We start from the raw sequence: 22,744 nt of genomic DNA on the forward strand, positions 1-22,744 counted from the left end.
CCGTCATGGACACCGCCGTGGTGCGAGTGGCGTCGATCGCCAGCCTGACACCCCTGGAGGAGCTGGACGCCGACCCCTTCCTGGTCGACTCGCGCAGCCAGCACGCCATGTGCGCGCGGTGGGCGGCCGCGCAAGGGTACGTCGTCACGCGCGAACTCCTCGCCCGGGGACTGCGCGCCGACCACGCGGTGCTGTGGGGCGACGTCGAGGCGGGCCTCGTGGACCTCTTCGTCGTACCGAGCCGCCGCGTCCTGGAGCGGGCGCTGCGGTGCCCGGAGGAGTTCACCGCGGAGTGCGCGCGGCGCGGGGTGCGGGTGGAGACCGCCGGGCTCGCGGAGCCCGCGTACGACTCACGGATGAAGGCGCGGGTGCACCGCCGCCTCTCCATGCCGACCGCGGGCTACGACGGCCGCTGAGGGCGCACAGGCCCGCGACCGGAGGCCTGTGACAGGCTGGTGTCCGGTTCCGGGTGGTAGGTGAAGGGGTGCGGCGTGGGGAGAGGGCGATGGCGCAGGGCGGGCAGCGCTCTGTGGCGGGTGGTCGCCGTATGGGCCGTCAGCACGCTGACGATGCTCGTGCTCGCCGGCATCCTGCCGGACTTCAAACTCCAGTCCGAGGACGGTGACAGCGCCACCCGGATCGCGGTCACCGCCGCCTTCGGCGCGGGCGCCTTCGGTCTGCTCTCCGCGCTGGTGTGGCCCCTGCTCGTCCGCGCACTGCTGCTCGTACCCGCGCTGGTGCTCGGTCTGCTCGCCTTCTTCCTCAACGGTTCGCTGCTGCTGCTCGCCCTGAGCCTCATCCCCGAGAACCGCGGCGAAGCCGGCGCGGAGACCGCCGTGGTCGTCGCCGCGGTCATGTCGGCCGTCGCCTCGGCCGCCGGCGGCGCCCTCGCCGTCCGGGACGACGACGCCTACCGGCGCCGCCTCTACCGCCTCGCCGACCGCCGCAGACGACGCGGCACCCCCGGGCAGCCGGGCCCGATCGCCCCCGGCACGGTCTTCATCCAGCTCGACGGCGTCGGCCACGACATCCTCACCGCCGCCGTCACCAAGGGCCTCATGCCCACCGTCGCCCGCTGGCTCGGGCAGAGCCCCCCGGGCAGCGTCCCCACCCACCGGCTCACCCCGTGGCGCACCGACTGGTCCAGCCAGACCGGCGCCAGCCAGCTCGGCATCCTGCACGGCTCCACCTTCGACGTGCCCGCCTTCCGGTGGTACGAGAAGGACACCGGCGAGGTCATGGTCAGCAACCGCCCCGCCTCCGCCGTCGAGCTCCAGCGCCGGGCCGTGCGGCGCACCGGCGACGGCGGCCTCCTCACCGTCGACGGTGCCAGCCGCGGCAACCTCTTCAGCGGCGGCGCGGAACAGCTCGCCCTCGTCCTCTCCGTGGCCGCCCGGCGGGGCAAGGGGAACCGGTCGCGCGCCGGATACTTCGCCTACTTCTCCGACCCCGCCAACGCCGTGCGCACCGCCCTGTCCTTCGTGGCGGAGGTCTTCCGCGAGATCGGCGAGTCCACCCGCGCCCGCGTCGAGCGGCGCCGCCCGCGCGTCGGCCGCGGCGGGCTCTACCCGTTCATCCGCGCCTTCGCGACCGTCGTCGAGCGGGACGTGGTGGTCGCCGCCGTCATCGGGGACATGCTCGCCGGACGCAGCGCCGTCTACGCCGACCTCGTCGCGTACGACGAAGTGGCACACCACTCGGGCCCGACCGGCCGCGACGTGGAGAAGGTCCTCCGCCGCCTGGACCGCTCGCTCGCCCTGCTCTCCCAGGTCGCCGAGCACGCGCCGCGCGCCTACCGCATCGTGCTCCTCTCCGACCACGGCCAGAGCCCCGGCGAGACCTTCCGCGCCCGCTACGGCCTGACCCTCGCCGACCTCGTCCGGGCCGGCTGCGGGCTGCCCGTGCCGCGCAGGGCGCAGCGCACCCACAGCGGCGCCGAGGCCCGCGCCGCGGTCCGCGCCGCGCTGCGCCGCCCGGTCGAGGAGGGCACCGGCGAGCGCCGCCCGGCCCGGCGCGCGGAGCCGATCGTGCTCGCCTCCGGCAACCTCGGGCTCGTGTCCTTCCCGGACGTGGGGCACCGCATGACCCGCGAGGAGATCGACCGCCGCCACCCGGCGCTGCTGCCGACCCTCGCCAACCACCCGGGCATCGGCTTCCTCCTCGTACGCAGCGCCGGGCGCGGCCCGCTGGTGCTGGGGGCGCGCGGGGCCGAGGTGTACCTGGACGAGGACCCGGTCGATCTCGGGCCGCTCGCCGACTTCGGGCCGGGCGCCCTGGAGGCCGTGCGGCGCACCGACGGCTTCCCGCACGCCGCCGACATCATGGTCAACTCCTGGTACGACCCGCAGGACGGCGAGGTCCTCGCCTTCGAGGAGCAGATCGGCTCGCACGGCGGGCTCGGCGGCGCGCAGTCCCGCCCCTTCCTCCTGTCGCCGCTCGTCCTCTCCGCCCCGGTGGCGGACGGCGAGGAGCTGGTCGGCGCCGAAGCGGTCCACCACGTCCTGCGGCGCTGGCTGGGCGAGGCCGTGGGGCCGCAGGTCCCGGTCACCGACGCTGCCCCCATCCCGGCGGAGGATTCCGTTCCGCTCTCGGCGGAGGCTTCCGTTCCGGTGAATGATTCGCCGTCCGGCGCCCCAACAGGCACAGCTTTTGCGGTCGTCGACCATGCCCCGCAGGACAAAACACGCTGATTTTGAGCGGCGTCCGCCGTGCCCGACCATGGCTTCCGCCCGGCGATCCCGGGCCCCATGGCACGACGAGAGGCGCACGACCCATGCACGACACCGGAACCGCACCGCAGCCGGCTCCGGCCTCCGGGCACGACCGGGCTCCCGCACAGGACCCGGGCTCCGCGCAGGAAGGGCAGGGCAAGCACGCGCGCAGCTTCGGGCTCCCCATCGCCAGCTGCCTCGTTCTGGGCAACATCATCGGCGGCGGCATCTTCCTGCTCCCGGCCTCCGTCGCGCCGTACGGCACGATCAGCCTCGTCGCCTTCGGTGTCCTGACCCTGGGGGCGATAGCCCTGGCGCTCGTCTTCGGGCGCCTCGCCGAGCGCGACCCCCGGACCGGCGGCCCCTACGTCTACGCGCGCGGGGCCTTCGGCGACTTCGCCGGGTTCCTGGCCGCCTGGTCGTACTGGATCACCTCGTGGGTCTCCAACGCGGCCCTCGCCGTCGCCGCCGTGGGCTACCTCGACGTGCTCGTCCCCGTCAACGAACACAAGTGGACCGCCTGCCTGGCCGCGCTCGTCCTGCAACTCCTGCCCGCCCTCGCGAACTTCGCGGGCACGCGGTACGTCGGCGCGGTCCAGCTCGTCGCCACCGTACTGAAGTTCCTGCCGCTGCTGCTCGTCGCGGTCGGCGGGCTCTTCTTCTTCGACAGCGCCAACCTCGGCCCCTTCCAGGCGAGCGACGACAGCCCGGTCGGCGCCGTCTCGGCGTCCGCCGCGATCCTCCTCTTCTCCTACCTCGGCGTGGAGTCCGCCGCCGTCAGCGCCGGTGAGGTGCGCGATCCGCGCCGCAACGTCGGCCGCGCCACCATCCTCGGCACGCTCGGCGCCGCCCTCGTCTACCTGCTCGGCACCCTCGCCGTCTTCGGCACCGTCGCGCACGACAAGCTGGTGGGCTCCACCGCGCCCTTCTCCGACGCCGTCAACGTCATGTTCGGCGGCTCCTGGGGCGGTACCGCGGTCGCGCTCGCCGCGCTGGTCTCGATCCTCGGCGCCCTCAACGGCTGGACGCTGCTGAGCGCCCAGACGCCGTACGCCGCCGCGCAGGACGGCCTGTTTCCGAGCGCGTTCGGCCGCAAGAAGCGGGGCGTGCCGACTGTCGGCGTCCTCGTCACCGTCGTCCTCGCCTCGCTCCTGACCGTCTACAACTACGCGGCGGGCTCCGGCGGCGTCTTCGAGTCCCTGGTCCTTATCACCACGTTCACGGCGACCGTGCCCTACCTCCTGGCCACCGTCGCCCAGATCTACTTCCTGGTGTCCGGGCAGCGCGAGCGCGTCCACCGCGGGCGCCTGGTGCGCGACGCGGTCCTCGCGGGCGCCGCCTTCGGATTCTCCATGTGGCTGGTCGCCGGGTCCGGATACGCGGCGGTCTACCAGGGCGTGCTCTTCCTCTTCGTCGGCGTGCTGGTGTACGCGGTGATGGCGGCCCGCAAGCAGCGGACCGCCACGGTCTCGAACGGCTGAGGTCAACGGGCCACGGGCCCACCGGGCTACCGGGCCGGCCCCGCGCCGGCCGCGTACGACGCGTCGAAGGCGGCGTCGAAGGCCGCGTCGCCGAGGGCGGCGCGGCCGCGGGCCGCGGCGCGGTCGGTGTCGGCGCGTTCGGCCGGGGGCAGCGGGGCGCCCTCGGCGGCGCGGAGGGCGGCGGCGCGGCCGAGGAGTGCGGCGGCCTCGGTGAGGGCGGCGGGGTCGGCCGTGAGGGAGCGGGCACCGGCGAGGCCTTCGAGGGCGAGGGCGACGGCCCGGTTGTCGCCGCCGGCCCGGGCGGCGGCGAGGCTCTCGCGGTGCAGCCGCTCGGCGCGGGCGGCGTCGCCGCGCTGCTCGGCGACGTAACCGAGCTGGGCGAGGACCAGCGCGGTGCCGGAGACGATGCCGAAACGGCGGTTGAAGTCCAGCCAGGGGGTGAGCAGGCGTTCCGCGGCGTCGAGGTCGCCGCGGCGGCGGGCGCCGAGGGCGAGGCCAATCTCGGCGAACTGCTGGGCGGGCCGGTGGGACTGCCGGACGGCGAGGCGGGCGGCGCGTTCGTGGCAGTCGGTGGCACGGGCGTCGTCGCCGGTGAGCAGCGCGAGGCGGCCGAGCCGGGAGAGGCGGAAGGAGACCTCGGTCCACAGTCCCAGCTCTTCGGCGCCGCGCATGCCCTCGTGCTGCAGCCGGGCGGCGGTGTCGTAGTCGGCGGCGATCTCGGCGAGGACGCCGAGCTGCTCGGAGGAGTGCATCTGGCCCCAGCGGTCGCCGAGCCCGGCGAACAGGGCGGCTGCGTGCTCGGCGTCGCGGCGCAGGGCCGCCAGGTCGCCGCGGTACAGGGCGCGGCTGGCGCGGGTGCTGAGCGCGGCGGCCTCGCCCCAGCGGTCTCCCGCGGCCCGGAACTCGGCGAGCAGGCCGTCGACCCGCCGGTCCTCCTCGGGTGAGCGGTCGAAGCCGCAGCGGGCGAAGGAGAGCAGCCAGCGGGCGCGGGCGTCGGCGCCGTCGGGGCTCGGCGCGCAGCCGGCGTCGTAGGCGCAGCTGTCCTCGCCGACGAGCAGTCCGAAGGCGCCGCGGGCGGCGGCAGCGGCGCCGCGCGCCGGGTCATGGGGCGGCGCGTCCAGGCCGAGGGCCAGATCCAGCGAGCGGACGGCTTCGGTGAGGCGGCCGCGCAGGTACCAGTACCAGGTCTGGGCGGTGACCAGGCGCAGGGCGAGGACGCTGTCGGCGTCCGCGACGGCGTGGTCCAGGGCGGTGCGCAGATTCACTGTCTCGGTGTCGAGGCGGCGCAGCCAGAGCCGCTGGTGGGGCCCGTGGAGGGCGGGGGCGGCGCGTTCGGCGAAGTCGGCGTAGTGGCGGGCGTACTGGCGGCGGACCTCGCCCATCTCGCCCGCCTCGGCGAGACGTTCGAGGCCGTACGCGGCGACGGATTCCAGCATGCGGTGGCGGACGAGGCCGTCGCCGTCGCCCGGGGCCGGGCGCGCGGGGGTGAGGAGGGAGCGGTCGAGGAGGCGGGCGACGAGGTCGAGGACGTCTTCGCCGTCATCCCCGGTGTCCTCCCCGACGAGGACGGCTTCTCCCGTGCTCTCCCCGTCGGAGGCGGTTCCCCTCGTGCCAGCTTCCCCGTCCGGCACGTCCCGCACGTCCGGCGTGTGCGTCAGCACGGCTTCCGCGCTCTCCAAGGTGAAGCCGCCGCGGAAGACGGCGAGGCGGCGCAGGGCGCGGCGTTCGGGCGGGGTCAGGAGTTCCCAGCTCCAGTCGATCATCGCGCGCAGGGTGCGCTGGCGGGCCGGGGCGTCGCGGCGTACCTGGGTGAGGAGGCGGAAGCGGTCGTGGAGGCGGTCGGCGAGGGCGTGTACCCCGAGAGCGCGGACGCGGGTGGCGGCGAGTTCGACGGCGAGGGGGATGCCGTCGAGACGGCGGCAGATGAGGGCGGCCGCCTCGCGGTTGTCGTCGGTCAGGGCGAACCCGGGAGCGGCGGCCCGGGCCCGTTCGGCGAACAGGCGTACCGCCTCGTCCTCGCCGAGGGGCGCCACGGCTTCCAGGATCTCGCCGCCGAGGGCGAGAGGTTCCTGGCTGGTGGTCAGGACGCTCAGGCGCGGTGCGCGGCGCAGGAGGTGGGCGGTCAGCTCCGCGGCGGCGTCGAGGACATGCTCGCAGTTGTCGAGGATGAGGAGGAGGGTGCGGGGGGCGAGGGCCCGGGTGAGGGAGCGCACCGCAGTGTCCGCCCCTGCCCGGGGCCGCGGCGATGCCGCCCCCTGGGGTCCGGTGTCGTCGCCCCCGCGCGGCTCGTCCTCGTACGCCGGAGTGGCCGGGTCGTCCTCGCGGACGCCCAGCTCGGCGGCGACCGCCTCGGGCACGCCGTGCGCTGTCGTACCGGCCAGCTCCACCAGCCAGACCCCGTCCGGGAAGTGGTCCGCCAGGCCCGCCGCCGCTTCCAGGGCGAGGCGGGTCTTGCCCACGCCGCCGGGGCCCGTCAGGGTCACCAGGCGTTCGCGCCGCACGAGTTCGCGGACGCGGGCCACGGCGTCGTCGCGGCCGATGAGGCCGGTGGTGGGCGCGGGGAGGTTGGTGCGCGGGGGAGCGGTGTCCTCAGCGGTGTCCTCCGGCGAGAGCGGTGGCGTGCCCGCGGGCACGCCACCGGGCGGGGGCGTCGGCAGGGCTTTCGCAGGGGTCCGCGACAGGGCCTTGGGGCCGGTGAGGGACGCGTCCTGGCGCAGTATCGCCTCGTGGAGGGCGGTGAGTTCGGGGCCGGGGTCGGTGCCGAGTTCGTCGGCCAGCCGGGTACGCAGGGCGTGGTACGAGGCCAGGGCCTCGGCGGGGCGGCCCGCGCCGTAGAGGGCCCGCAGGTGCGCCGCGCGCAGCCGCTCGCGCAGGGGTTCGCGGGCCACGAGAGCGGCCAGTTCGTCCGCGAGCGGGGCGTGTTCGCCGAGGTCGAGGCGGGCTTCGGCCAACGCCTCCTGAGCGGTGAGCCGTTGCTCCTCCAGCTGCGCGGCGGCGGCCCGGGCGAAGCCCGCGTCGCGGACGTCGGCGTAGGCGGGACCGCGCCACAGGGCCAGGGCGTCGGTCAGGAGGGACGCCCGGGTGCGGGGATCGGCCGTGGTCGCGTACGCCGTGGTCGTCAGGGCCGTGAAGCGGGCCGCGTCCGTCGCGTCCTCGGCCAGGCGCAGGCGGTAGCCCGCCGGGCCGTACGTCACCTCGTCCCGCCCGAGGGCGCGGCGCAGCTGGGAGACCTTCGTCTGCAGGGAGTTGGCGGGATCGGCGGGGAGGCGGCCGTCTCCCCAGAGGGCTTCGATCAGGGCGTCGGCGGGGACAGGGGCGCCGGCGCGTATGAGGAGGGCGGCGAGGAGGGTGCGGACCTTCGGCTCGGGGACCGGGGTGGCCGTGCCGTCGGTCGTGCGGACGGTCAGGGGGCCGAGGACCTCGTATCGCATGGGGTCACCGTACGTGGGCCCTCGCGGGGGGCGTCGCGAGGGCGCCCTTCCCCACGTCAGGGATCCGTGCGTGGGGCGTCAGGGGTTCGTGCGCGGCCCCGGGCACGGTGGTCCCGTCACCCCGACAAGCACCACCTCTAGAGGAGACGGCCATGCCCCGGTCCCGTGAAATCCGTCTCGCCGCCCGCCCGGTCGGCGCCCCCGCCCGCACCGACTTCGCCCTCGCCACCACCACCCTCCCCGACACCCCGCCCGCGGGCACGCTGCTCGTCCGCAACCTGTGGATGTCCGTGGATCCGTACATGCGGGGCCGCATGGACGACGCGCCCTCCTACATGCCGCCCTTCGAGCTGGGCGCCCCACTGGAGGGCGGAGCCGTGGGCGAGGTCGTGGCATCCGCCGTGCCCCAGGTGCCGGTCGGGGCGACGGTCGTGCACTTCGCGGGGTGGCGCGAGTACGCCCTGGTCGACGCGGACGCGGCCACGGTCGTGGACACCGCCCTCGCCCCGGCCTCCACCTACCTCGGCCCGCTGGGCACGACGGGCCTCACCGCATACGCGGCGCTGACGCGCACCGCGCCCGTGCGGGAGGGCGACGTGGTGTTCGTGTCGGCCGCCGCGGGGGCGGTCGGCAGCGTCGCGGGGCAGGTGGCCCGTGCGCTGGGCGCATCGAAGGTGATCGGTTCGGCGGGCGGGCCGGAGAAGACGAAGAAGCTGCTGGACACGTTCGGCTTCGACGCGGCTCTCGACTACCGGCAGGGCGGCCTGGCGGAGCAGCTCGCGCAGGCGGCGCCCGACGGCATCGACGTGTACGTCGACAACGTGGGCGGCGACCACCTCCAGGCGGCGATCGGCGCCATCCGCCGCGAGGGCCGTATCGCGCTGGTCGGCGCGATCAGTACGTACAACGACACGACCCCGGCACCCGGCCCCGACAACCTCTTCCAGGCGGCGAAGCAGGAGGCGTCCCTGCGCGGGATGCTGGTGACCAGCCACCTCGACCTGTTCCCGGAGTGGATAGGGAAGGCGGCCGGGATGCTCGCGGACGGTTCGCTGCGCACGGAACGGACCGTCGTCGAGGGCATCGAGCGCGCGCCGGAGGCCTTTCTCGGCGTACTGAGCGGCGCCAACACCGGCAAGATGCTGGTCCGCCTCGCCGAAGGGGCCGAGTGAGGGCCACCGCGCTCCCTTCGTCCCGGCACCGCCTCATCGGTCGGCTGCGGGCCCGGCACCCCGCCGAGCCGCCTCACCACCTCGGCCGACGTGACCTTCCAGCCGGGCACGGGCGTCACCGCCATCCACCTCACGGTCGCGGGCACGGCCCTCGGCATCGACGAGGACGCCAAGGCCGACTCCCGGTGAGCCGGGCGCCGACGGGTACGACCATCACCCTCACGGCCAAGCTGGGCTGACGCGGGACCCGGAGACGGTCGGACGGGAGCGGCGAGGCGCAAGGAGCAAGGGCAGGGTGGAGGACCCGGGTCGGCATCGCCCGAGGCCGCCGGCCGGGACGGCTCCCGGCCGGCGGTCAGCCGCCGACGTACCAGCTGAACTCGCCCGACGCGGCCAGCGCCATCAGGACGACGAACAGGACCACGTCGACGATGCCCAGAATGATGGCCGCCTTCGCCATCCCTCCGCCGCCCGCCCGCTGCCGCAGGGCGAGGGCGCCGAAGACGATCGCGAGCGGTCCCAGGATGACGCTGAGGAAGAACAGCCCGACGATGCCGCAGACGAGCCCGGCCACCGCGAAGCTGTTCGTGCGGGAACCGGGAGATGCCGCTGACCGACTGCCGTAAGCCGACATGGCCACACTCCTTCGAGTCGCGTTCCAGTCTTGCGTGACGTGACGGCGGGTGCCCCAAAACGCGCCGGGTAGTCCGCGCGGCGGCGACCGCGCGCTCCGCCGGAGCCGCCCCGCGGCCCATTCGCGCCCCGAGTGTGATCGGATGGTGGCCACGGATCTCCGATCACGGAACCGCACTCCGATTCACGGAACCGCACTGAAGGGAACTGCATCGTGGCAACCACGCGCTCCGCGCACACGGTCTGGGAAGGCTCTCTGACGGAGGGCTCGGGCACCGTCACCTTCGACTCCTCCGGCATCGGGGAGCAGGCGGTGTCCTGGCCCGCCCGCGCCGAGCAGGCGAACGGCAGGACCAGCCCGGAGGAGCTGATCGCCGCCGCCCACTCCAGCTGCTTCTCCATGGCGCTGTCGCACGGCCTGACCGGCGCCGGCACCCCGCCGAGCCGCCTCACCACCTCGGCCGACGTGACCTTCCAGCCGGGCACGGGCATCACCGGCATCCACCTCACGGTCGAGGGCACCGTCCCCGGCATCGACGAGGACGCCTTCGTCGCCGCGGCCGAGGACGCCAAGGCCAACTGCCCGGTGAGCCAGGCGCTGACGGGTACGACCATCACCCTCACGGCCAAGCTGGGCTGACGCGGGACCCGGAGACGGTCGGACGATGCCGTCCCCCCCTCGCCGGGGGTGGCGGCATCGTCGTACGCGGCCCCCGACCCCTGGCACGTCCCTTGCCCCCGGCCCCCCTTGCCCTCCAGCCCCCTTGCCTCCCGCCCCCTCGCCCCCTGACCCTTGACAATGACTCGCTCAAGTTTTGTGATGGGAGAGGAGTGGAGTAGGCCTGGACACGGGGGACATGAGCTCGCGGCGGAAGGGACTGGACCATGGCACGAGCGGTCGGGATCGATCTCGGGACGACGAACTCGGTGGTGGCCGTACTGGAGGGCGGTGAGCCCACCGTCGTCGCCAACGCGGAGGGCGCGCGCACCACTCCCTCGGTCGTCGCCTTCGCGAAGAACGGCGACGTCCTGGTGGGCGAGGTCGCCAAACGGCAGGCGGTCACGAACGTGGAGCGCACCGCACGCTCCGTCAAACGCCACATGGGCGACGGCGGCTGGCGCTTCCCGGAGAGCGGCTCCGTGGACGGCACCCGCTACACCGCGCAGGAACTCTCCGCGCGCGTCCTGCAGAAGCTCAAGCGGGACGCCGAGTCCTACCTCGGCGAGGACGTCACCGACGCGGTGGTCACCGTCCCCGCCTACTTCGACGACACCCAGCGCCAGGCCACCAAGGAGGCCGGCGAGATCGCGGGCCTCAACGTCCTGCGCATCGTCAACGAACCGACGGCGGCGGCCCTCGCGTACGGCCTGGACAAGGGCGAGGACCAGACCGTCCTCGTCTTCGACCTGGGCGGCGGCACCTTCGACGTCTCGCTCCTGGAGATGGGCGAGGGCGTCATCGAGGTGAAGGCCACCAACGGCGACACCCGGCTCGGCGGCGACGACTGGGACCAGCGGATCGTCGAACACCTGGTACGGCAGTTCAAGAACGCGCACGGCGTGGACCTCGGCAAGGACAAGATGGCGCTCCAGCGGCTGCGCGAGGGCGCCGAGAAGGCGAAGATCGAGCTGTCCTCGTCGACCGAGACGGACATCAACCTCCCCTACATCACCGCTTCCGCCGAAGGCCCCCTGCACCTGGCCGAGAAGCTGACGCGCGCCCAGTTCCAGGAGCTGACGTCCGACCTGCTCGACCGCTGCAAGGAGCCCTTCCACCAGGCCGTGAAGGACGCGGGCGTCAAGCTCTCCGCCATCGACCACGTGATCCTGGTGGGCGGCTCGACCCGGATGCCCGCGGTGACCGAGCTGGTCAGGGAACTCACCGGCAAGGACCCCCACAAGGGCGTCAACCCGGACGAGGTGGTCGCGCTCGGCGCGGCTCTCCAGGCCGGTGTCATCCGCGGCGACGTCAAGGACGTCCTGCTGCTCGACGTGACGCCGCTCTCCCTCGGCATCGAGACCAAGGGCGGCATCATGACCAAGCTCATCGAGCGCAACACCACGATCCCCACCCGGCGTTCGGAGACGTTCTCCACCGCCGAGGACAACCAGCCCTCGGTCGGCATCCAGGTCTTCCAGGGCGAGCGGGAGATTGCCGCGTACAACAAGAAACTCGGTGTCTTCGACCTGACCGGGCTGCCGCCCGCCCCGCGCGGCGTCCCCAAGATCGAGGTCACCTTCGACATCGACGCCAACGGCATCATGCACGTCTCGGCGAAGGACGAGGCGACCGGGCGCGAGCAGCGCATGACGGTCACCGGCGGCTCCGCGCTGCCCAAGGACGACATCGACCGCATGGTCCGCGAGGCCGAGCAGCACGCGGAGGAGGACCGCAGGCGACGCGAGGCGGCCGAGACCCGCAACCAGGCCGAACAGCTCGTGTACCAGACGGAGCGGTTCCTGACGGACGGCGGCGACAAGGTGCCCGGCGACGTCAAGGACGAAGTGGCAGCCGCGGCGGCCGAGTTGAAGGGGCTCCTCAAGGACCGGCCCGACGACACGGCCGCCCTGCGCACCGGCACCGAGAAGCTGGCGGCCGTCAGCCAGAAGATGGGCCAGGCGATGTACGCGGCCTCCGGCGGCGGCGCGGAGGAGCAGCCCACGGCCACGGAGTCACCCGCCGAGGAAGGCGTGGTGGACGCCGAGATCGTGGACGACGACCACGGCAAGGAGGGGCAGGGCAAGGCGCCCTAAGGCCCGGTGCGTTCCCAGCCGCGCCGCTCCGGCCGCGCCCCGATCCGCTCCGGGTCCCGGGAGCGGTAGACCACGTAGGGCCGGAAGAGGTACTGGAGCGGCGCGCTGAACATGTGGATCAGGCGGGTGAACGGCACCAGGGCGAAGAGCACCATGCCGACCACGGCGTGGATCTCGTACATCAGGGGCACGCCCGTCATCGCGTCGATGTCGGGCTGGAGCGTGAAGAGGCTGCGGGCCCACGGGGCAATGGAGGCGCGGTAGTTGTAACCGTCGCCGGAGGTGTGCAGCAGCTTGGCCACCATGCCGAGCACGATCGCCGCGAACAGCACCAGGTACATGAGCTTGTCGTTCGCGGTCGTCGCCCGGAACACCGGCGTGTTGGTGCGCCGCCGGTAGAGCAGCAGCAGGATGCCGAGGACGAGCAGGACACCGGCCGCGGTGCCGCCGTACAGCGAGAACAGGTGATACGTGTGCTCGCTGACGCCCGCCTTGTCCGTCCACGACTCGGGGAGGAACAGACCCACCAGGTGGCCGACGAGCACGAAGAGGATGCCGTAGTGGAACATCGGCGAGGCGATGTTCAGCAGCTTGGACTCGTAGACCTGCGAGGAGCGGGTCGTCCAGCCGAACTTGTCGTAGCGGTAGCGCCAGACGGTGCCCGCGACGAGCAGGACGAAGGCGATGTAGGGAAGGGCGCCCCACAGCAGCGTTTCCATCAGTGCTCCCCGATGAGTGCGAAGGGTGCGAACGGCTGGAGGCCGACCTCCTCGCGCGGCGGGCCCGACCGGGCCAGCGCGAGCGCCTCGGCGCGGTCCTTGGGGCTCGGGCCCGGCAGGCTCGCGCACACCGCCTCCAGCACCCCCGCGTACGGCGTGCCGTGCTCACGCAGCGCGAGCCGCAGCAGCTCCAGCCCACTGCGGTGCTCCAGCAAAAGCTCGGGCCCCGCCAGCGCGGAGAACTCCAGGACCGCGGGGAGGAAGTCCGGCAGCTCCTCGCCGGTGAACTCCAGGCCGTGCGCGCGGTAGACCTCCTTGAAGCGGACCAGGGCCATGCCGCGCCGCCGGGTGTCGCCGTCGCGCCACCAGCTCAGGTACAGGCTGTGCCGGTTCTTGAAGTCGAAGACCTGCACGTAGTGCGCGGCCAGCTCCCGCGGGTCGGTGGTGGTCGCGTACGTGAGGAACTCGCCGAGCTGTGGGGGAGCGGCGGCCCGCAGCAGGGGCAGCCGCTCGTGGAACGCGTCGTCCGGGTAGCCGAGGCAGAGGGCCGCGGCCTGGTGGAGCACGGCGTGTTCAGTCACTGTCGTCCTCCTTGGCCGCGTTGGCCTTCTCGGCCGCGCTCGGCTGCTCGTCGGCGGTCTGGCGGGCCCGCAGCGCGTGGAAGTTCTCCAGCGTGACCAGCGGCAGGTTCCGGCGGCTGCCGGAGTCCTGGCCGAACGGGCCGTCGCCGCCCATTCCCGGACCGCCCTGGTGATCGAGGCTGCACGTGTCGGGGACCGCCGACTCCTCCAGGCGCCGCGCGTCGCCGACCGCGGCGGTCGGAATGACGTACCGGTCCTCGTACTTGGCGATGGCCAGCAGGCGGTACATCTCTTCGATCTGCGGGCCCGTCATGCCCACCGACTCCGCCACCGAACTGTCGGGCGGGTCACCGAGGTTGACGGCCCGCATGTGTGCCCGCATGGCGGCCAGCTTCTCCAGGCTGGAGCGCACCGGGCCCACGTCCCCGGCGGTGAAGATCTCCGCGAGGTATTCGAGGGGGATGCGCAGGGTGTCGATGGCGCCGAAGAGGTTGGCCGCGTCCTCGCCGTCGTGGCCGGTCTCCGTCAGCGCGTCCACCACCGGCGACAACGGCGGGATGTACCAGACCATCGGCATCGTGCGGTACTCCGGGTGCAGCGGGAGCGCCACCTTGTACGTGCTGATCAGGGCGTGCACGGGGGAGCGGCGTGCCGCCTCGATCCAGTCGCGGGAGATCCCGGCCCGCTCGGCCGCGCGGCGCACCTCGGGGTCGGCGGGGTCGAGGAAGACGTCCAACTGCCTCTGATAAAGCCGGTGTTCGTCGGGCTCGGAGGCCGCCGCCGTCACCTTGTCGGCGTCGTACAGGATCACCCCGAGGTAGCGCAGGCGGCCCACGCACGTCTCCGAGCAGACGGTGGGCAGGCCCACCTCGACGCGCGGGTAGCACAGCGTGCACTTCTCGGCCTTGCCGGTGCGGTGGTTGAAGTAGACCTTCTTGTACGGGCAGCCGGTCACGCACTTGCGCCAGCCCCGACAGTGGTCCTGGTCGACGAGGACGATGCCGTCCTCCGTGCGCTTGTACATCGCCCCGGACGGGCAGGACGCCACGCACGACGGGTTCAGGCAGTGCTCGCAGATGCGCGGCAGATAGAACATGAAGGTCTGCTCGAAGGCGAACTTCACCTTGTCGGACGCCTGTTGGCGGGTCTTGGCGACCATCGGGTCCAGGTGGCCGTGCTCGGTGGCGCCGCCGAGGTTGTCGTCCCAGTTCGACGACCACTCGATCTTCATCGGCTTGCCGGAGATCAGGGAGCGGGGTTCGGCGACCGGGTAGTCGTCGCCGAGCGGGGCGTCGGTGAGGTTGCGGTACTCGTACGTCCAGGGCTCGTAGTAGTCCTTGATCTCGGGCAGCTTGGGGTTGGAGAAGATCTCAAGGAGCGACTTGATCCGGCCGCCGTTCTTGAGCTTCAGGGCGCCGCGCCTGTTCAGCTCCCAGCCGCCGCGCCACTTCTCCTGGTCCTCGTAGCGGCGCGGATAGCCCTGGCCGGGGCGGGTCTCGACGTTGTTGAACCAGACGTACTCCATGCCGTCGCGGTTGGTCCACGCCTGCTTGCACGTGACCGAACACGTGTGACAGCCGATGCACTTGTCGAGGTTCATCACCATCGCGATCTGTGCCATACAGCGTCCGATGGTGCCTGCGTCACGGGGCATCAGTACTCCACCTTCTGCGACCTGCGGCGGATGACGGTGACCTCGTCGCGCTGGTTGCCCGTCGGACCCAGGTAGTTGAACGCCCACGACAACTGCGCATAGCCGCCGATGAGATGGGACGGCTTGAGGATGAGGCGGGTCAGGGAGTTGTGGATGCCGCCGCGCCTGCCGGTGGTCTCCGTCTTCGGCACGTTCACCGTGCGTTCCTGCGCGTGGTGCATGTAGACCGTGCCGGCCGGCATGCGGTGCGAGACGATCGCGCGCGCCACCACGACGCCGTTGCGGTTGACCGCCTCGATCCAGTCGTTGTCCCGTACGCCGATCGCGTCCGCGTCCTGCGGCGCCATCCAGATGGACTGCCCGCCGCGCGAGAGCGACAGCATGAACAGGTTGTCCTGGTACTCGGAGTGGATCGACCACTTGTTGTGCGGCGTGAGGTAACGGACCGTCACCTCCCGCTCACCGTCGGGGCCGAGCCGTGGTTCCCCGAAGAGGCGGTGCATGTCCAGGGGCGGCCGGTAGACGGGCAGCGCCTCGCCCAGCTCGTGCATCCAGTCGTGGTCGAGGAAGAAGTGCTGGCGCCCGGTGAGGGTGTGCCACGGCTTCAGGTGCTCCGTGTTGAGCGTGAACGCGGTGTAGCGGCGCCCGCCCGACTCGCTGCCGCTCCACTCCGGTGAGGTGATCACCGGCACGGGCGCGGCCTGTGTGTCGGCATACGTGATGCGCTTGCCCTCGTGCTCGGCGGCCAGGTGCGCCATCTCCTGGCCGGTGCGCTCCTCCAGGGTGTGGAAGCCCTGCGTGGCCAGGCGCCCGTTCGTCGTGCCGGACAGCGCGAGGATGGCGTTGGCCGCCTTCACGGCGGTGTTCAGGGCCGGACGGCCGTCGGCGGGCCCGCCGAGCACCACGCCGTTGCGCTCCCGCAGCTCCTCGACCTCCCGGTCGGGGTGCAGGGCGATGCCCTTGGCGGGCAGCCCCAGCCGCTCCACCAGCGGTCCGAGCGCGGCGAACTTCGCGCCGATCGCCGTGTAGTCGCGCTCCACGACCGCGAGGTTCGGCAGCGTCCGCCCCGGGACCGGTTCGCACTCGCCCGTGCGCCAGTCCAGGACGACCCCGCCGGGCTGCGCCGTCTCGCCCGGCGTGTCGTGCTGGAGCGCGGTGGCGACGAGGTCCCTGCGGACGCCGAGGTGGTCCACGGCCAGCTCACTCAGCCGCTCGGCGATCTCCCGGAACGTGTCGAAGTCGGTCCGCGCCTGCCAGGGCGGGTCGACCGCCGGGGTGAAGGAGTGCACGTAGGGGTGCATGTCGGTGGTGGACAGGTCGTGCTTCTCGTACCACGTTGCGGCGGGCAGCACGACGTCGGAGAGCAGCGTGGAGGACGTCTGCCGGAAGTCGAGCGAGACGAGCAGGTCGAGCTTGCCCTCGGGTGCCTCGTCGCGCCACGTGACCGTGGAGGGGCGCTCGTGCGGTGCCGCTTCCTCGGCGCGCAGCGACGCATGCGTGCCCAGCAGGTGCTTCGTGAAGTACTCGGCGCCCTTGGCGGACGAACCGAGGAGGTTGGCGCGCCACAGTGTCAGCACACGCGGCCAGTTCTCGGGCGCGTCCGGGTCCTCGCAGGCGAACTTGAGGCTGCCCGCCTTGAGTTCCGCGACGGCGTTGGCCACCGGGTCGTCGGTCGTCTCCGCGAGGTCGAGGGGGTTGCGGTCGAACGTGGGGTACGACGGCATCCACCCGGAACGCGCCGACAGCGCCAGGCAGTCGGCGCCCGTCATCCCCGCGAAGCGGCCCTCGCCGAGCGGTGAGGCGAGCACGTCGGCGGCGAACCTGTCGTAACGCCACTGGTCGGTGTTGAGGAACCAGTAGGCGGTGCCGATCATCTGCCGCGGCGGCCTGCTCCAGTCGATGCCGCCCGCCAGCGTCGCCCAGCCGGTCACCGGGCGGCACTTCTCCTGCCCGACGTAGTGCGCCCAGCCGCCGCCGTTGCGCCCCTGGCAGCCCGTCAGCTGGAGCAGGGCGAGGAAGGCCCGGTAGATCGTCTCGGAGTGGAACCAGTGGTTGGTGCCCGCGCCCATCAGGATCATGCAGCGCCCGCGGGACTTCTCCGCCGTCGCGGCGAACTCCCGGGCGATCTTGACGCACTTGGCGGCCGGTACGGAGGTGTGCACCTCCTGCCAGGCGGGCGTACCGGGCGTCTTCGCGTCGTCGTACGACGAGGGCCACGTGCCCGGCAGCCCGTCGCGCCCGACGCCGTACTGCGCGAGGAGCAGGTCGAAGACGGTGGTGACCAGCGGCCCGTCCTGCCCCCCGAGCCGCGTCGCGGGCACCCCGCGCCGCATCACCTCACCGCGCCCCTGACCGTGCGCGCCGCCCTCGGTGTCGAAGCGGGGCAGCAGCACCTCGACGCCCGCCGCGACCGGCGAGCCGTGCAGCGACAGGAGCGGCTTGATGCCGCCGAGGTCGAGGTTCCACTTGCCCTTGCCGGACTCGGTCCAGCGGAAGCCGAGTGAGCCGCCCGGCACGGCGGGCCGCCCGGTGTTCTCGTCGAGCACCACGGTCTTCCAGTCGCCGCCCTCGCCCTCCTCGCCGAGGTCGGTGGCGCGCAGGAACTTCGCGGGCACGAGGGAGCCGTCGCGCTCGGTCAGCGTCACCAGGAAGGGCAGGTCGGTGTAGGTGCGGACGTACTCGGTGAAGAAGTCCGTCGGCCGGTCGACGAAGAACTCCTTCAGGACGACGTGCCCCATGGCGATGGCGAGCGCGCCGTCCGTGCCGGGGTGCGGGTGCAGCCACTCGTCGGCGAACTTGGCGTTGTCGGCGTAGTCGGGCGCGACCACCACGACCTTCTGCCCGCGATAGCGGGCCTCGGCCATCCAGTGCGCGTCGGGCGTCCGCGTCACCGGCACGTTGGAGCCCCACATCATCAGATACGCGGCGTCCCACCAGTCACCCGACTCCGGTACGTCGGTCTGGTCGCCGAACACCTGCGGCGAGGCCACGGGAAGATCCGCGTACCAGTCGTAGAAGGAGAGCATCGGCGCGCCGATCAGCCCCATGAAACGGGCCCCTGCGGCATGCGACACCATCGACATCGCGGGGATGGGCGAGAAGCCGGCGACGCGGTCCGGGCCGTGCGTCTTGATCGTGTGCACATGTGCGGCGGCGATGATCTCGACCGCCTCGTCCCAGCCCGCCCGGACCAACCCGCCTTTGCCGCGCGCCTGTTGGTATTGGCGGCGGCGCTCCGGATCGCCCTGGATGTCCGCCCAGGCCAGCACCGGGTCCTTCAGGCGCGCCTTCGCCTCCCGGTACATCTCCAGCAGGACGCCGCGCAGGTAGGGGTAGCGGACGCGCGTGGGGGAGTACGTGTACCAGGAGAACGCCGCGCCCCGGGGGCAGCCGCGCGGCTCGTACTCGGGGCGGTCGGGGCCGACGCTCGGGTAGTCCGTCGCCTGCGACTCCCACGTGATGATGCCGTCCTTGACATACACCTTCCAGCGGCACGAGCCGGTGCAGTTCACGCCGTGCGTGGAGTTCACGACCTTGTCGTGGCTCCAGCGGTCCCGGTAGAAGGCGTCCGCGTCCCGGCCCCCGGTGAGCGCGACGCTGTGCAGGTCGGGGGCGGTGGTGCCGCGCCGGAAGAACTTCCCCGCCCGCAGCAGGGCGGCGGCGGGCTCGGTCGTCTCTGTCACCGTGGAGCTCCCTAGGTCTGCCTTTGAACGAACCTAGGGGCGAGGGCCACGGGGCACCCTTCGGCCGCCGCCGTATGGGTTGCGGAGCGAAAGACGGGCACCGCCCGGGACCGCGGGCGGCATTACCTGGGACGTAATCGACCGGGGGGGCGCGAGGACGACACAGTGGTGTCAACGGAACGGGCCGCGCACCGCGGCCCCTGATCCGCCCACCGAAGCCCGCCCGTCCCCGCAGCCTGGAGGCAGCCGCCATGTCCGTCTCGACGTACCCCCTCACCACCCTGGCCCGCACCACCGACCCGACCACCATGCTGCGCCGCTTCCTCGGCCTCGACGCCGTCGTGACCGCCGGCAACGGTCTCGCGTACGTCGCCGCCTCAGGGCCCCTCGGGCGTTTCCTCGGCGTCGACTCCGGGCTGCTCCTCGGGCTCGGCGTCTTCCTCACCCTCTACGGCGCGGGCGTCGGTTACCTCGCCTCCCGCAAGAGCCCGCCGACGCTCGGCGTGCGCGCGGTCATCGAGGGCAACGCCGCCTGGGCGGTGCTCAGCGTCGTCGCCCTCGTCGCCTGGCTCTCGCCGAGCACGGCCGGCGCGGTCTGGATCCCGCTCCAGGCCGTCACCGTCGGCGGCTTCGCCGCGCTGCAGTACGGGGCACTGCGAGCGCTGCGGGCGTGAAGCGCGCGGCGGGTGTGAACCGCGCGGCGGCGTGAACCGCCCGGCGGCGTGAACCGCCCGGCGGCCGGGACGCCCGCGAGGCTTCCGGCCGCTAGGTCATGCGGGTCCGGAGGTACTTGGCGGTCGCCGGGTCGGCCGGGAGCAGCGTCTCGATGGCCAGCTCGGCGACCGTCACGTCCATCGGCGTGTTGAACGTCGAGATCGACGAGATGAAGGACAGCACATGCCCGTCGTGCTCGATCCGCAGAGGCAGCGCGAAGTACGGCACCTCCGTCCCGGCGTCGAAGGCGTCCACCCCCGGGTCCGCCACCGGGTACGCGGCCACCTCCTCGTACACCGCCCGCAGACCGTCCGAGCGCTGCAACGCGATCTGCCGCTCCATCTGGTGCAGCAGGTGGCCGCGCCACTCCCGCAGGTTGCGGACCTTCGGGGCGAGGCCCTCGGGGTGAAGGGTGAGCCGCATCGCGTTCAGCGGCGGCGTCAGCACGTGCTCCGGGATGCCTTCGAGGAACATCGCGATGCCGCGGTTGGCCGCGATCACGTCGTACGTCGCGTCGACGACCAGCGCCGGATAGGGCTCGTAACCGGTCAGCAGCTGTTCGAGGTTCGCGCGCAGGGTGCCCATCGAGGGGTCGGCCAGCGGGGTCTCGCGAAAGCGCGGAGCGTAACCAGCCGCCAGGAGAAGGGAGTTGCGGTCCCGCACCGGCACGTCGAGGTGGTCGGCGAGGCGCAGCACGAGTTCCTCGCTCGGGCGCGAGCGGCCCGTCTCGATGAAGCTGATGTGCCGGGCGGAGGAGTCCGCGCGCAGGGCCAGCTCCAGCTGGCTGACCCGGCGCCGCTCGCGCCAGCCGCGCAGCAGCGGGCCCACGCCCGTGGCGTTCCCCTTGGTGGTGTCCCTGGCCTTGCCTGTGGTGCTCCCCTTGGCGGGCGCGGCGGTTGTCATCCCTCGACGGTAGTCATCCTTGGACGGTAATCGAAACAGGTTGTGGCAAGGTGAGGTGATTCCGTGGAAGGAGCCCTGACCATGACCTCCGAACCGCTCTCGCAGAAGGAGATCGAGGACCGCCTCGCCGAACTGCCCGGCTGGTCCCTCGACGGCGGCAAGCTCACCCGGTCGTACCGGCTCGGTTCGCACTTCGCGGCGGCCGGTCTGGTCGTGCACATCGCACGGACGCAGGACGAGCTGGACCACCACTCCGACCTGACGCTCGGCTACCACACCGTGACGCTGGCCGTGCACACGCACAGCGCGGGCGGCGCGCTCACCGAACTCGACTTCGAACTCGCGCGCCGGGTCGAGGAGTTGGCGCCCGCGCACGGCGTCCAGTGAGCACCGGCATGCTGGACTACAGCAAGGAAGCGGACCGTTACGACGCCTCGCGCGGCGGTGAGCCCCGCGCCGCGGCCGCCGCGGCCGCCGTCCTCGGCCTCATCCCCTCCGAGGCCCGCACCCTGCTCGACGTCGCCTGCGGCACCGGGCTCGTCACCCGGCGCCTGGCCGCACGCGAGGGCCTGTGGGTGACGGGCGTGGACGCGACGCCCCGCATGGTCCGGATGGCGGCGGGCCGGGTGCCGGGCGCCGTCGTACTCGGTGACAGCCGACGACTGCCGTTCCCGGACGGGGCGTTCGACGCCGTCAGCTCCGTATGGCTGCTGCATCTGCTGTCCGGCCCCGAGGAGGCGTCGACGGTCGTCGGCGAGTGCGCGCGGGTGCTGCGGCCCGGCGGGGTCTACGTCACCACCGTCGACAAGGCCGCCTCGCACGACGTGGGCAGCGACATCGACGCCGTGCTCGCCCCGCGCCCTGTACGCCCCGCCGTCGACCGCGGCCCGGCCGTCGAGGTGTACGCCGCCGAGCACGGCATGGCGCCCGCGGGCCGCGCCGGGTTCACCGGCCACGGCCAGGGCCGCTCGCCCCGCTCCACGGTCGACGACCTGCACCGCGGCTGGTTCACGCAGATCCCGCCGGACGGCCCTCTGGCGGCACGCCTGGCCGCCGGGCTCGCGGCGCTCCCGGACCAGGACGTGCCGCGCCCGGACCCCCGATTCAGCCTGCGGGCGTTCCGGAAGCGGGGTTGAGGGCGGGGGGGGGCGACGGGCGCCGCAAGCCGCGCCTGCCGGCGGAATTTGCGGGAACGGCAACGCGGCTGGTCGAAAACCGGGAAACGGGAGCAGGCTGGTCCCTGTCACGACGACGGCAGAACCGGAAGGCGGCACAGTGATGGGGCACGACCAGGGGCACCACCAGGGGCAGGACCAGGACCAGGACCAGGGCCAGCGGAAGGACCAAGGGCAGGGACAGAGCGCGAGCCACGGGCACGGGCACAGCACCGGCCACAGCCACAGCCACAGCCACGGTCACGGCGAGGACCGCGACATGGACTGGGCCGCCATGGGCGCCATGCTGGAGCGGTACGCGCGCGTCGCCGCGCCCCTGTACGGCGACGCGGCGGCCTGGCTGCGCCGGTGGGCCCCGGACCCCGGCGTCGTCGTCGACGTCGGCAGCGGCCCCGGGGCCGTCTCCTTCCTGCTGGCCGAGGCCTTCCCCAAGGCACGGATCGTCGCGGCGGACCCCGAGGAGCCCCTCCTGGAACAGGCCCGCGACCGCGCGGCCCGCGAGGGTCTGGGCGACCGCTTCGCCACGGTGCGCGCGGCGCTCCCGGACGCCATCGACGACGTACCGACCGCCGACCTCCTGTGGCTGTGCAAGTCCCTCCACCACGTCGGCGACCAGGGCGCCGCGCTCGCCGCCCTCGCCGACCGCCTCGCACCGGGCGGCGCGCTCGCCCTCCTGGAGGGCGGCCTGAGTGCCCGCTACCTCCCCCGGGACATCGGCTTCGGCCGCCCCGGTCTCCTCGCCCGCCTGGAGGCCTCCGACGAGGAGTGGTTCGCCGGCATGCGCGCCGGCCTGCCCGGCTCGAAGGACGCGGCGGAGGACTGGCCGGCGCTCCTGGCCGACGCGGGCCTGCGCCACACGGCCACGCGCACCTTCCTCCTGGACCTCCCGGCCCCGCTCTCCGAGGACGCCCGCGCCCACATCGTGGAGGAGTTCACGCGTCGCCGGGACACGCGCGAGGACCGCCTCGCCCCCGACGACCTGGCGACCCTCGACCGCCTCCTGGACAAGGACGACCCGCAGAGCCTGCACCACCGCCCGGACCTGTTCCTGCTGACGGCGCAGACGGTGCATGTGGCGGTCAAGGACGCCTAGGACACCGAGGACGCCGGCCGCCGAGGACGCCGAGGACGCC

The 22,744-nt window shown here is 73.0% G+C and carries 17 protein-coding genes and 1 pseudogene; 11 read left to right on the forward strand and 7 right to left on the reverse strand.

All coding sequences use genetic code 11. The features are described 5' to 3' along the window. Positions 1-5: 5 nt before the first annotated feature. The 3 genes from J2N69_RS31805 (at position 6) to J2N69_RS31815 (ending at position 4,192) form a co-directional block, all read left to right on the forward strand. Complete coding sequence (locus J2N69_RS31805) at positions 6-416, forward strand: hypothetical protein (protein ID WP_127909286.1); 411 nt, start codon at positions 6-8, stop codon at positions 414-416. Between the two features lie 75 nt (positions 417-491). Beyond that, positions 492-2,690, forward strand: a complete 2,199-nt coding sequence (locus J2N69_RS31810) for a phage holin family protein (RefSeq protein WP_230903786.1) — start codon at positions 492-494, stop codon at positions 2,688-2,690. A gap of 83 nt (positions 2,691-2,773) precedes the next feature. Beyond that, positions 2,774-4,192, forward strand: coding sequence for an amino acid permease (locus J2N69_RS31815; RefSeq protein ID WP_230903787.1), 1,419 nt, complete (start codon positions 2,774-2,776; stop codon positions 4,190-4,192). A 26-nt stretch (positions 4,193-4,218) separates the two neighbouring features. On the opposite strand, the gene J2N69_RS31820 is transcribed toward J2N69_RS31815, so the two are convergent. Next, the gene (locus J2N69_RS31820) at positions 4,219-7,623 is read right to left on the reverse strand and encodes an AfsR/SARP family transcriptional regulator (RefSeq protein ID WP_230903788.1); all 3,405 of its coding nucleotides are present in this window, start codon (positions 7,621-7,623) and stop codon (positions 4,219-4,221) included. A 152-nt stretch (positions 7,624-7,775) separates the two neighbouring features. Here J2N69_RS31820 and J2N69_RS31825 point away from each other — a divergent pair, with 152 nt between their 5' ends. Both J2N69_RS31825 and J2N69_RS31830 read left to right on the forward strand, forming a co-directional pair. Next, positions 7,776-8,795 carry an NADP-dependent oxidoreductase gene (locus J2N69_RS31825; RefSeq protein ID WP_230903789.1) on the forward strand — a complete coding sequence of 340 codons (1,020 nt, stop codon included), beginning with the start codon at positions 7,776-7,778 and terminating at the stop codon, positions 8,793-8,795. A gap of 48 nt (positions 8,796-8,843) precedes the next feature. Continuing rightward, positions 8,844-9,034: pseudogene (locus J2N69_RS31830) on the forward strand (peroxiredoxin); the annotation flags it as partial. A 116-nt stretch (positions 9,035-9,150) separates the two neighbouring features. On the opposite strand, the gene J2N69_RS31835 reads toward J2N69_RS31830, so the two are convergent. Next, a complete protein-coding gene (locus tag J2N69_RS31835; protein WP_127909280.1) occupies positions 9,151-9,429 on the reverse strand; it encodes a DUF4190 domain-containing protein in 279 nt (92 codons plus the stop codon). 213 nt (positions 9,430-9,642) lie between these two features. Here J2N69_RS31835 and J2N69_RS31840 point away from each other — a divergent pair, with 213 nt between their 5' ends. After that, complete coding sequence (locus J2N69_RS31840; RefSeq protein ID WP_230903790.1) at positions 9,643-10,068, forward strand: OsmC family protein; 426 nt, start codon at positions 9,643-9,645, stop codon at positions 10,066-10,068. Positions 10,069-10,313: 245 nt separating this feature from the next. After that, on the forward strand, positions 10,314-12,182 hold the full coding sequence (gene dnaK / locus J2N69_RS31845; RefSeq protein ID WP_230903791.1) for a molecular chaperone DnaK: 1,869 nt from the start codon (positions 10,314-10,316) through the stop codon (positions 12,180-12,182). Here dnaK and narI read toward each other — a convergent pair. Genes narI through J2N69_RS31865 form a run of 4 tightly spaced genes read right to left on the reverse strand, consistent with a single transcriptional unit; the run spans position 12,179 to position 18,819 of the window. Then, the gene (gene narI, locus J2N69_RS31850; protein WP_230903792.1) at positions 12,179-12,901 is read right to left on the reverse strand and encodes a respiratory nitrate reductase subunit gamma; all 723 of its coding nucleotides are present in this window, start codon (positions 12,899-12,901) and stop codon (positions 12,179-12,181) included. The genes dnaK and narI overlap by 4 nt on opposite strands. Continuing rightward, positions 12,901-13,482 carry a nitrate reductase molybdenum cofactor assembly chaperone gene (narJ, locus tag J2N69_RS31855; RefSeq protein WP_230903793.1) on the reverse strand — a complete coding sequence of 194 codons (582 nt, stop codon included), beginning with the start codon at positions 13,480-13,482 and terminating at the stop codon, positions 12,901-12,903. The genes narI and narJ overlap by 1 nt, the downstream gene beginning before the upstream one ends. Next, a complete protein-coding gene (gene narH, locus J2N69_RS31860) occupies positions 13,475-15,136 on the reverse strand; it encodes a nitrate reductase subunit beta (RefSeq protein ID WP_230903794.1) in 1,662 nt (553 codons plus the stop codon). The genes narJ and narH overlap by 8 nt, the downstream gene beginning before the upstream one ends. Further along, entirely contained in the window at positions 15,136-18,819 is a 3,684-nt protein-coding gene (locus J2N69_RS31865) for a nitrate reductase subunit alpha (protein WP_230903795.1), read from the reverse strand. Before J2N69_RS31865 ends, narH begins: the two co-directional genes overlap by 1 nt. Positions 18,820-19,070: 251 nt before the next feature. Between J2N69_RS31865 and J2N69_RS31870 the strand changes: the two genes are divergently transcribed. Next, on the forward strand, positions 19,071-19,493 hold the full coding sequence (locus J2N69_RS31870; RefSeq protein ID WP_230903796.1) for a hypothetical protein: 423 nt from the start codon (positions 19,071-19,073) through the stop codon (positions 19,491-19,493). A 91-nt stretch (positions 19,494-19,584) separates the two neighbouring features. Here J2N69_RS31870 and J2N69_RS31875 read toward each other — a convergent pair whose 3' ends face one another. Then, on the reverse strand, positions 19,585-20,436 hold the full coding sequence (locus J2N69_RS31875; RefSeq protein ID WP_230903797.1) for a helix-turn-helix domain-containing protein: 852 nt from the start codon (positions 20,434-20,436) through the stop codon (positions 19,585-19,587). A gap of 81 nt (positions 20,437-20,517) precedes the next feature. Here J2N69_RS31875 and J2N69_RS31880 point away from each other — a divergent pair, with 81 nt between their 5' ends. From J2N69_RS31880 to J2N69_RS31890, 3 genes are all read left to right on the forward strand, one after another. Further along, entirely contained in the window at positions 20,518-20,823 is a 306-nt protein-coding gene (locus J2N69_RS31880) for a 4a-hydroxytetrahydrobiopterin dehydratase (protein WP_230903798.1), read from the forward strand. An 8-nt stretch (positions 20,824-20,831) separates the two neighbouring features. Then, a complete protein-coding gene (locus J2N69_RS31885; RefSeq protein WP_230903799.1) occupies positions 20,832-21,572 on the forward strand; it encodes a class I SAM-dependent methyltransferase in 741 nt (246 codons plus the stop codon). A 142-nt stretch (positions 21,573-21,714) separates the two neighbouring features. Further along, complete coding sequence (locus J2N69_RS31890; RefSeq protein WP_230903800.1) at positions 21,715-22,704, forward strand: class I SAM-dependent methyltransferase; 990 nt, start codon at positions 21,715-21,717, stop codon at positions 22,702-22,704. Positions 22,705-22,744 lie beyond the last annotated feature (40 nt).

It is taken from the genome of Streptomyces huasconensis (assembly GCF_021028635.1).
Classification (GTDB): domain Bacteria; phylum Actinomycetota; class Actinomycetes; order Streptomycetales; family Streptomycetaceae; genus Streptomyces; species Streptomyces huasconensis.

Coding starts and splice junctions, on each gene's coding strand:
- J2N69_RS31875 (WP_230903797.1), bottom strand. CDS start 20,436: ATGACAACCGCCGCGCCCGCCAAGGGGAGCACCACAGGCAAGGCCAGG.
- J2N69_RS31805 (WP_127909286.1), top strand. CDS start 6: ATGGACACCGCCGTGGTGCGAGTGGCGTCGATCGCCAGCCTGACACCC.
- J2N69_RS31890 (WP_230903800.1), top strand. CDS start 21,715: ATGGGGCACGACCAGGGGCACCACCAGGGGCAGGACCAGGACCAGGAC.
- J2N69_RS31815 (WP_230903787.1), top strand. CDS start 2,774: ATGCACGACACCGGAACCGCACCGCAGCCGGCTCCGGCCTCCGGGCAC.
- dnaK (WP_230903791.1), top strand. CDS start 10,314: ATGGCACGAGCGGTCGGGATCGATCTCGGGACGACGAACTCGGTGGTG.
- narH (WP_230903794.1), bottom strand. CDS start 15,136: ATGCCCCGTGACGCAGGCACCATCGGACGCTGTATGGCACAGATCGCG.
- J2N69_RS31870 (WP_230903796.1), top strand. CDS start 19,071: ATGTCCGTCTCGACGTACCCCCTCACCACCCTGGCCCGCACCACCGAC.
- J2N69_RS31835 (WP_127909280.1), bottom strand. CDS start 9,429: ATGTCGGCTTACGGCAGTCGGTCAGCGGCATCTCCCGGTTCCCGCACG.
- J2N69_RS31885 (WP_230903799.1), top strand. CDS start 20,832: ATGCTGGACTACAGCAAGGAAGCGGACCGTTACGACGCCTCGCGCGGC.
- J2N69_RS31825 (WP_230903789.1), top strand. CDS start 7,776: ATGCCCCGGTCCCGTGAAATCCGTCTCGCCGCCCGCCCGGTCGGCGCC.
- narI (WP_230903792.1), bottom strand. CDS start 12,901: ATGGAAACGCTGCTGTGGGGCGCCCTTCCCTACATCGCCTTCGTCCTG.
- J2N69_RS31820 (WP_230903788.1), bottom strand. CDS start 7,623: ATGCGATACGAGGTCCTCGGCCCCCTGACCGTCCGCACGACCGACGGC.
- J2N69_RS31880 (WP_230903798.1), top strand. CDS start 20,518: ATGACCTCCGAACCGCTCTCGCAGAAGGAGATCGAGGACCGCCTCGCC.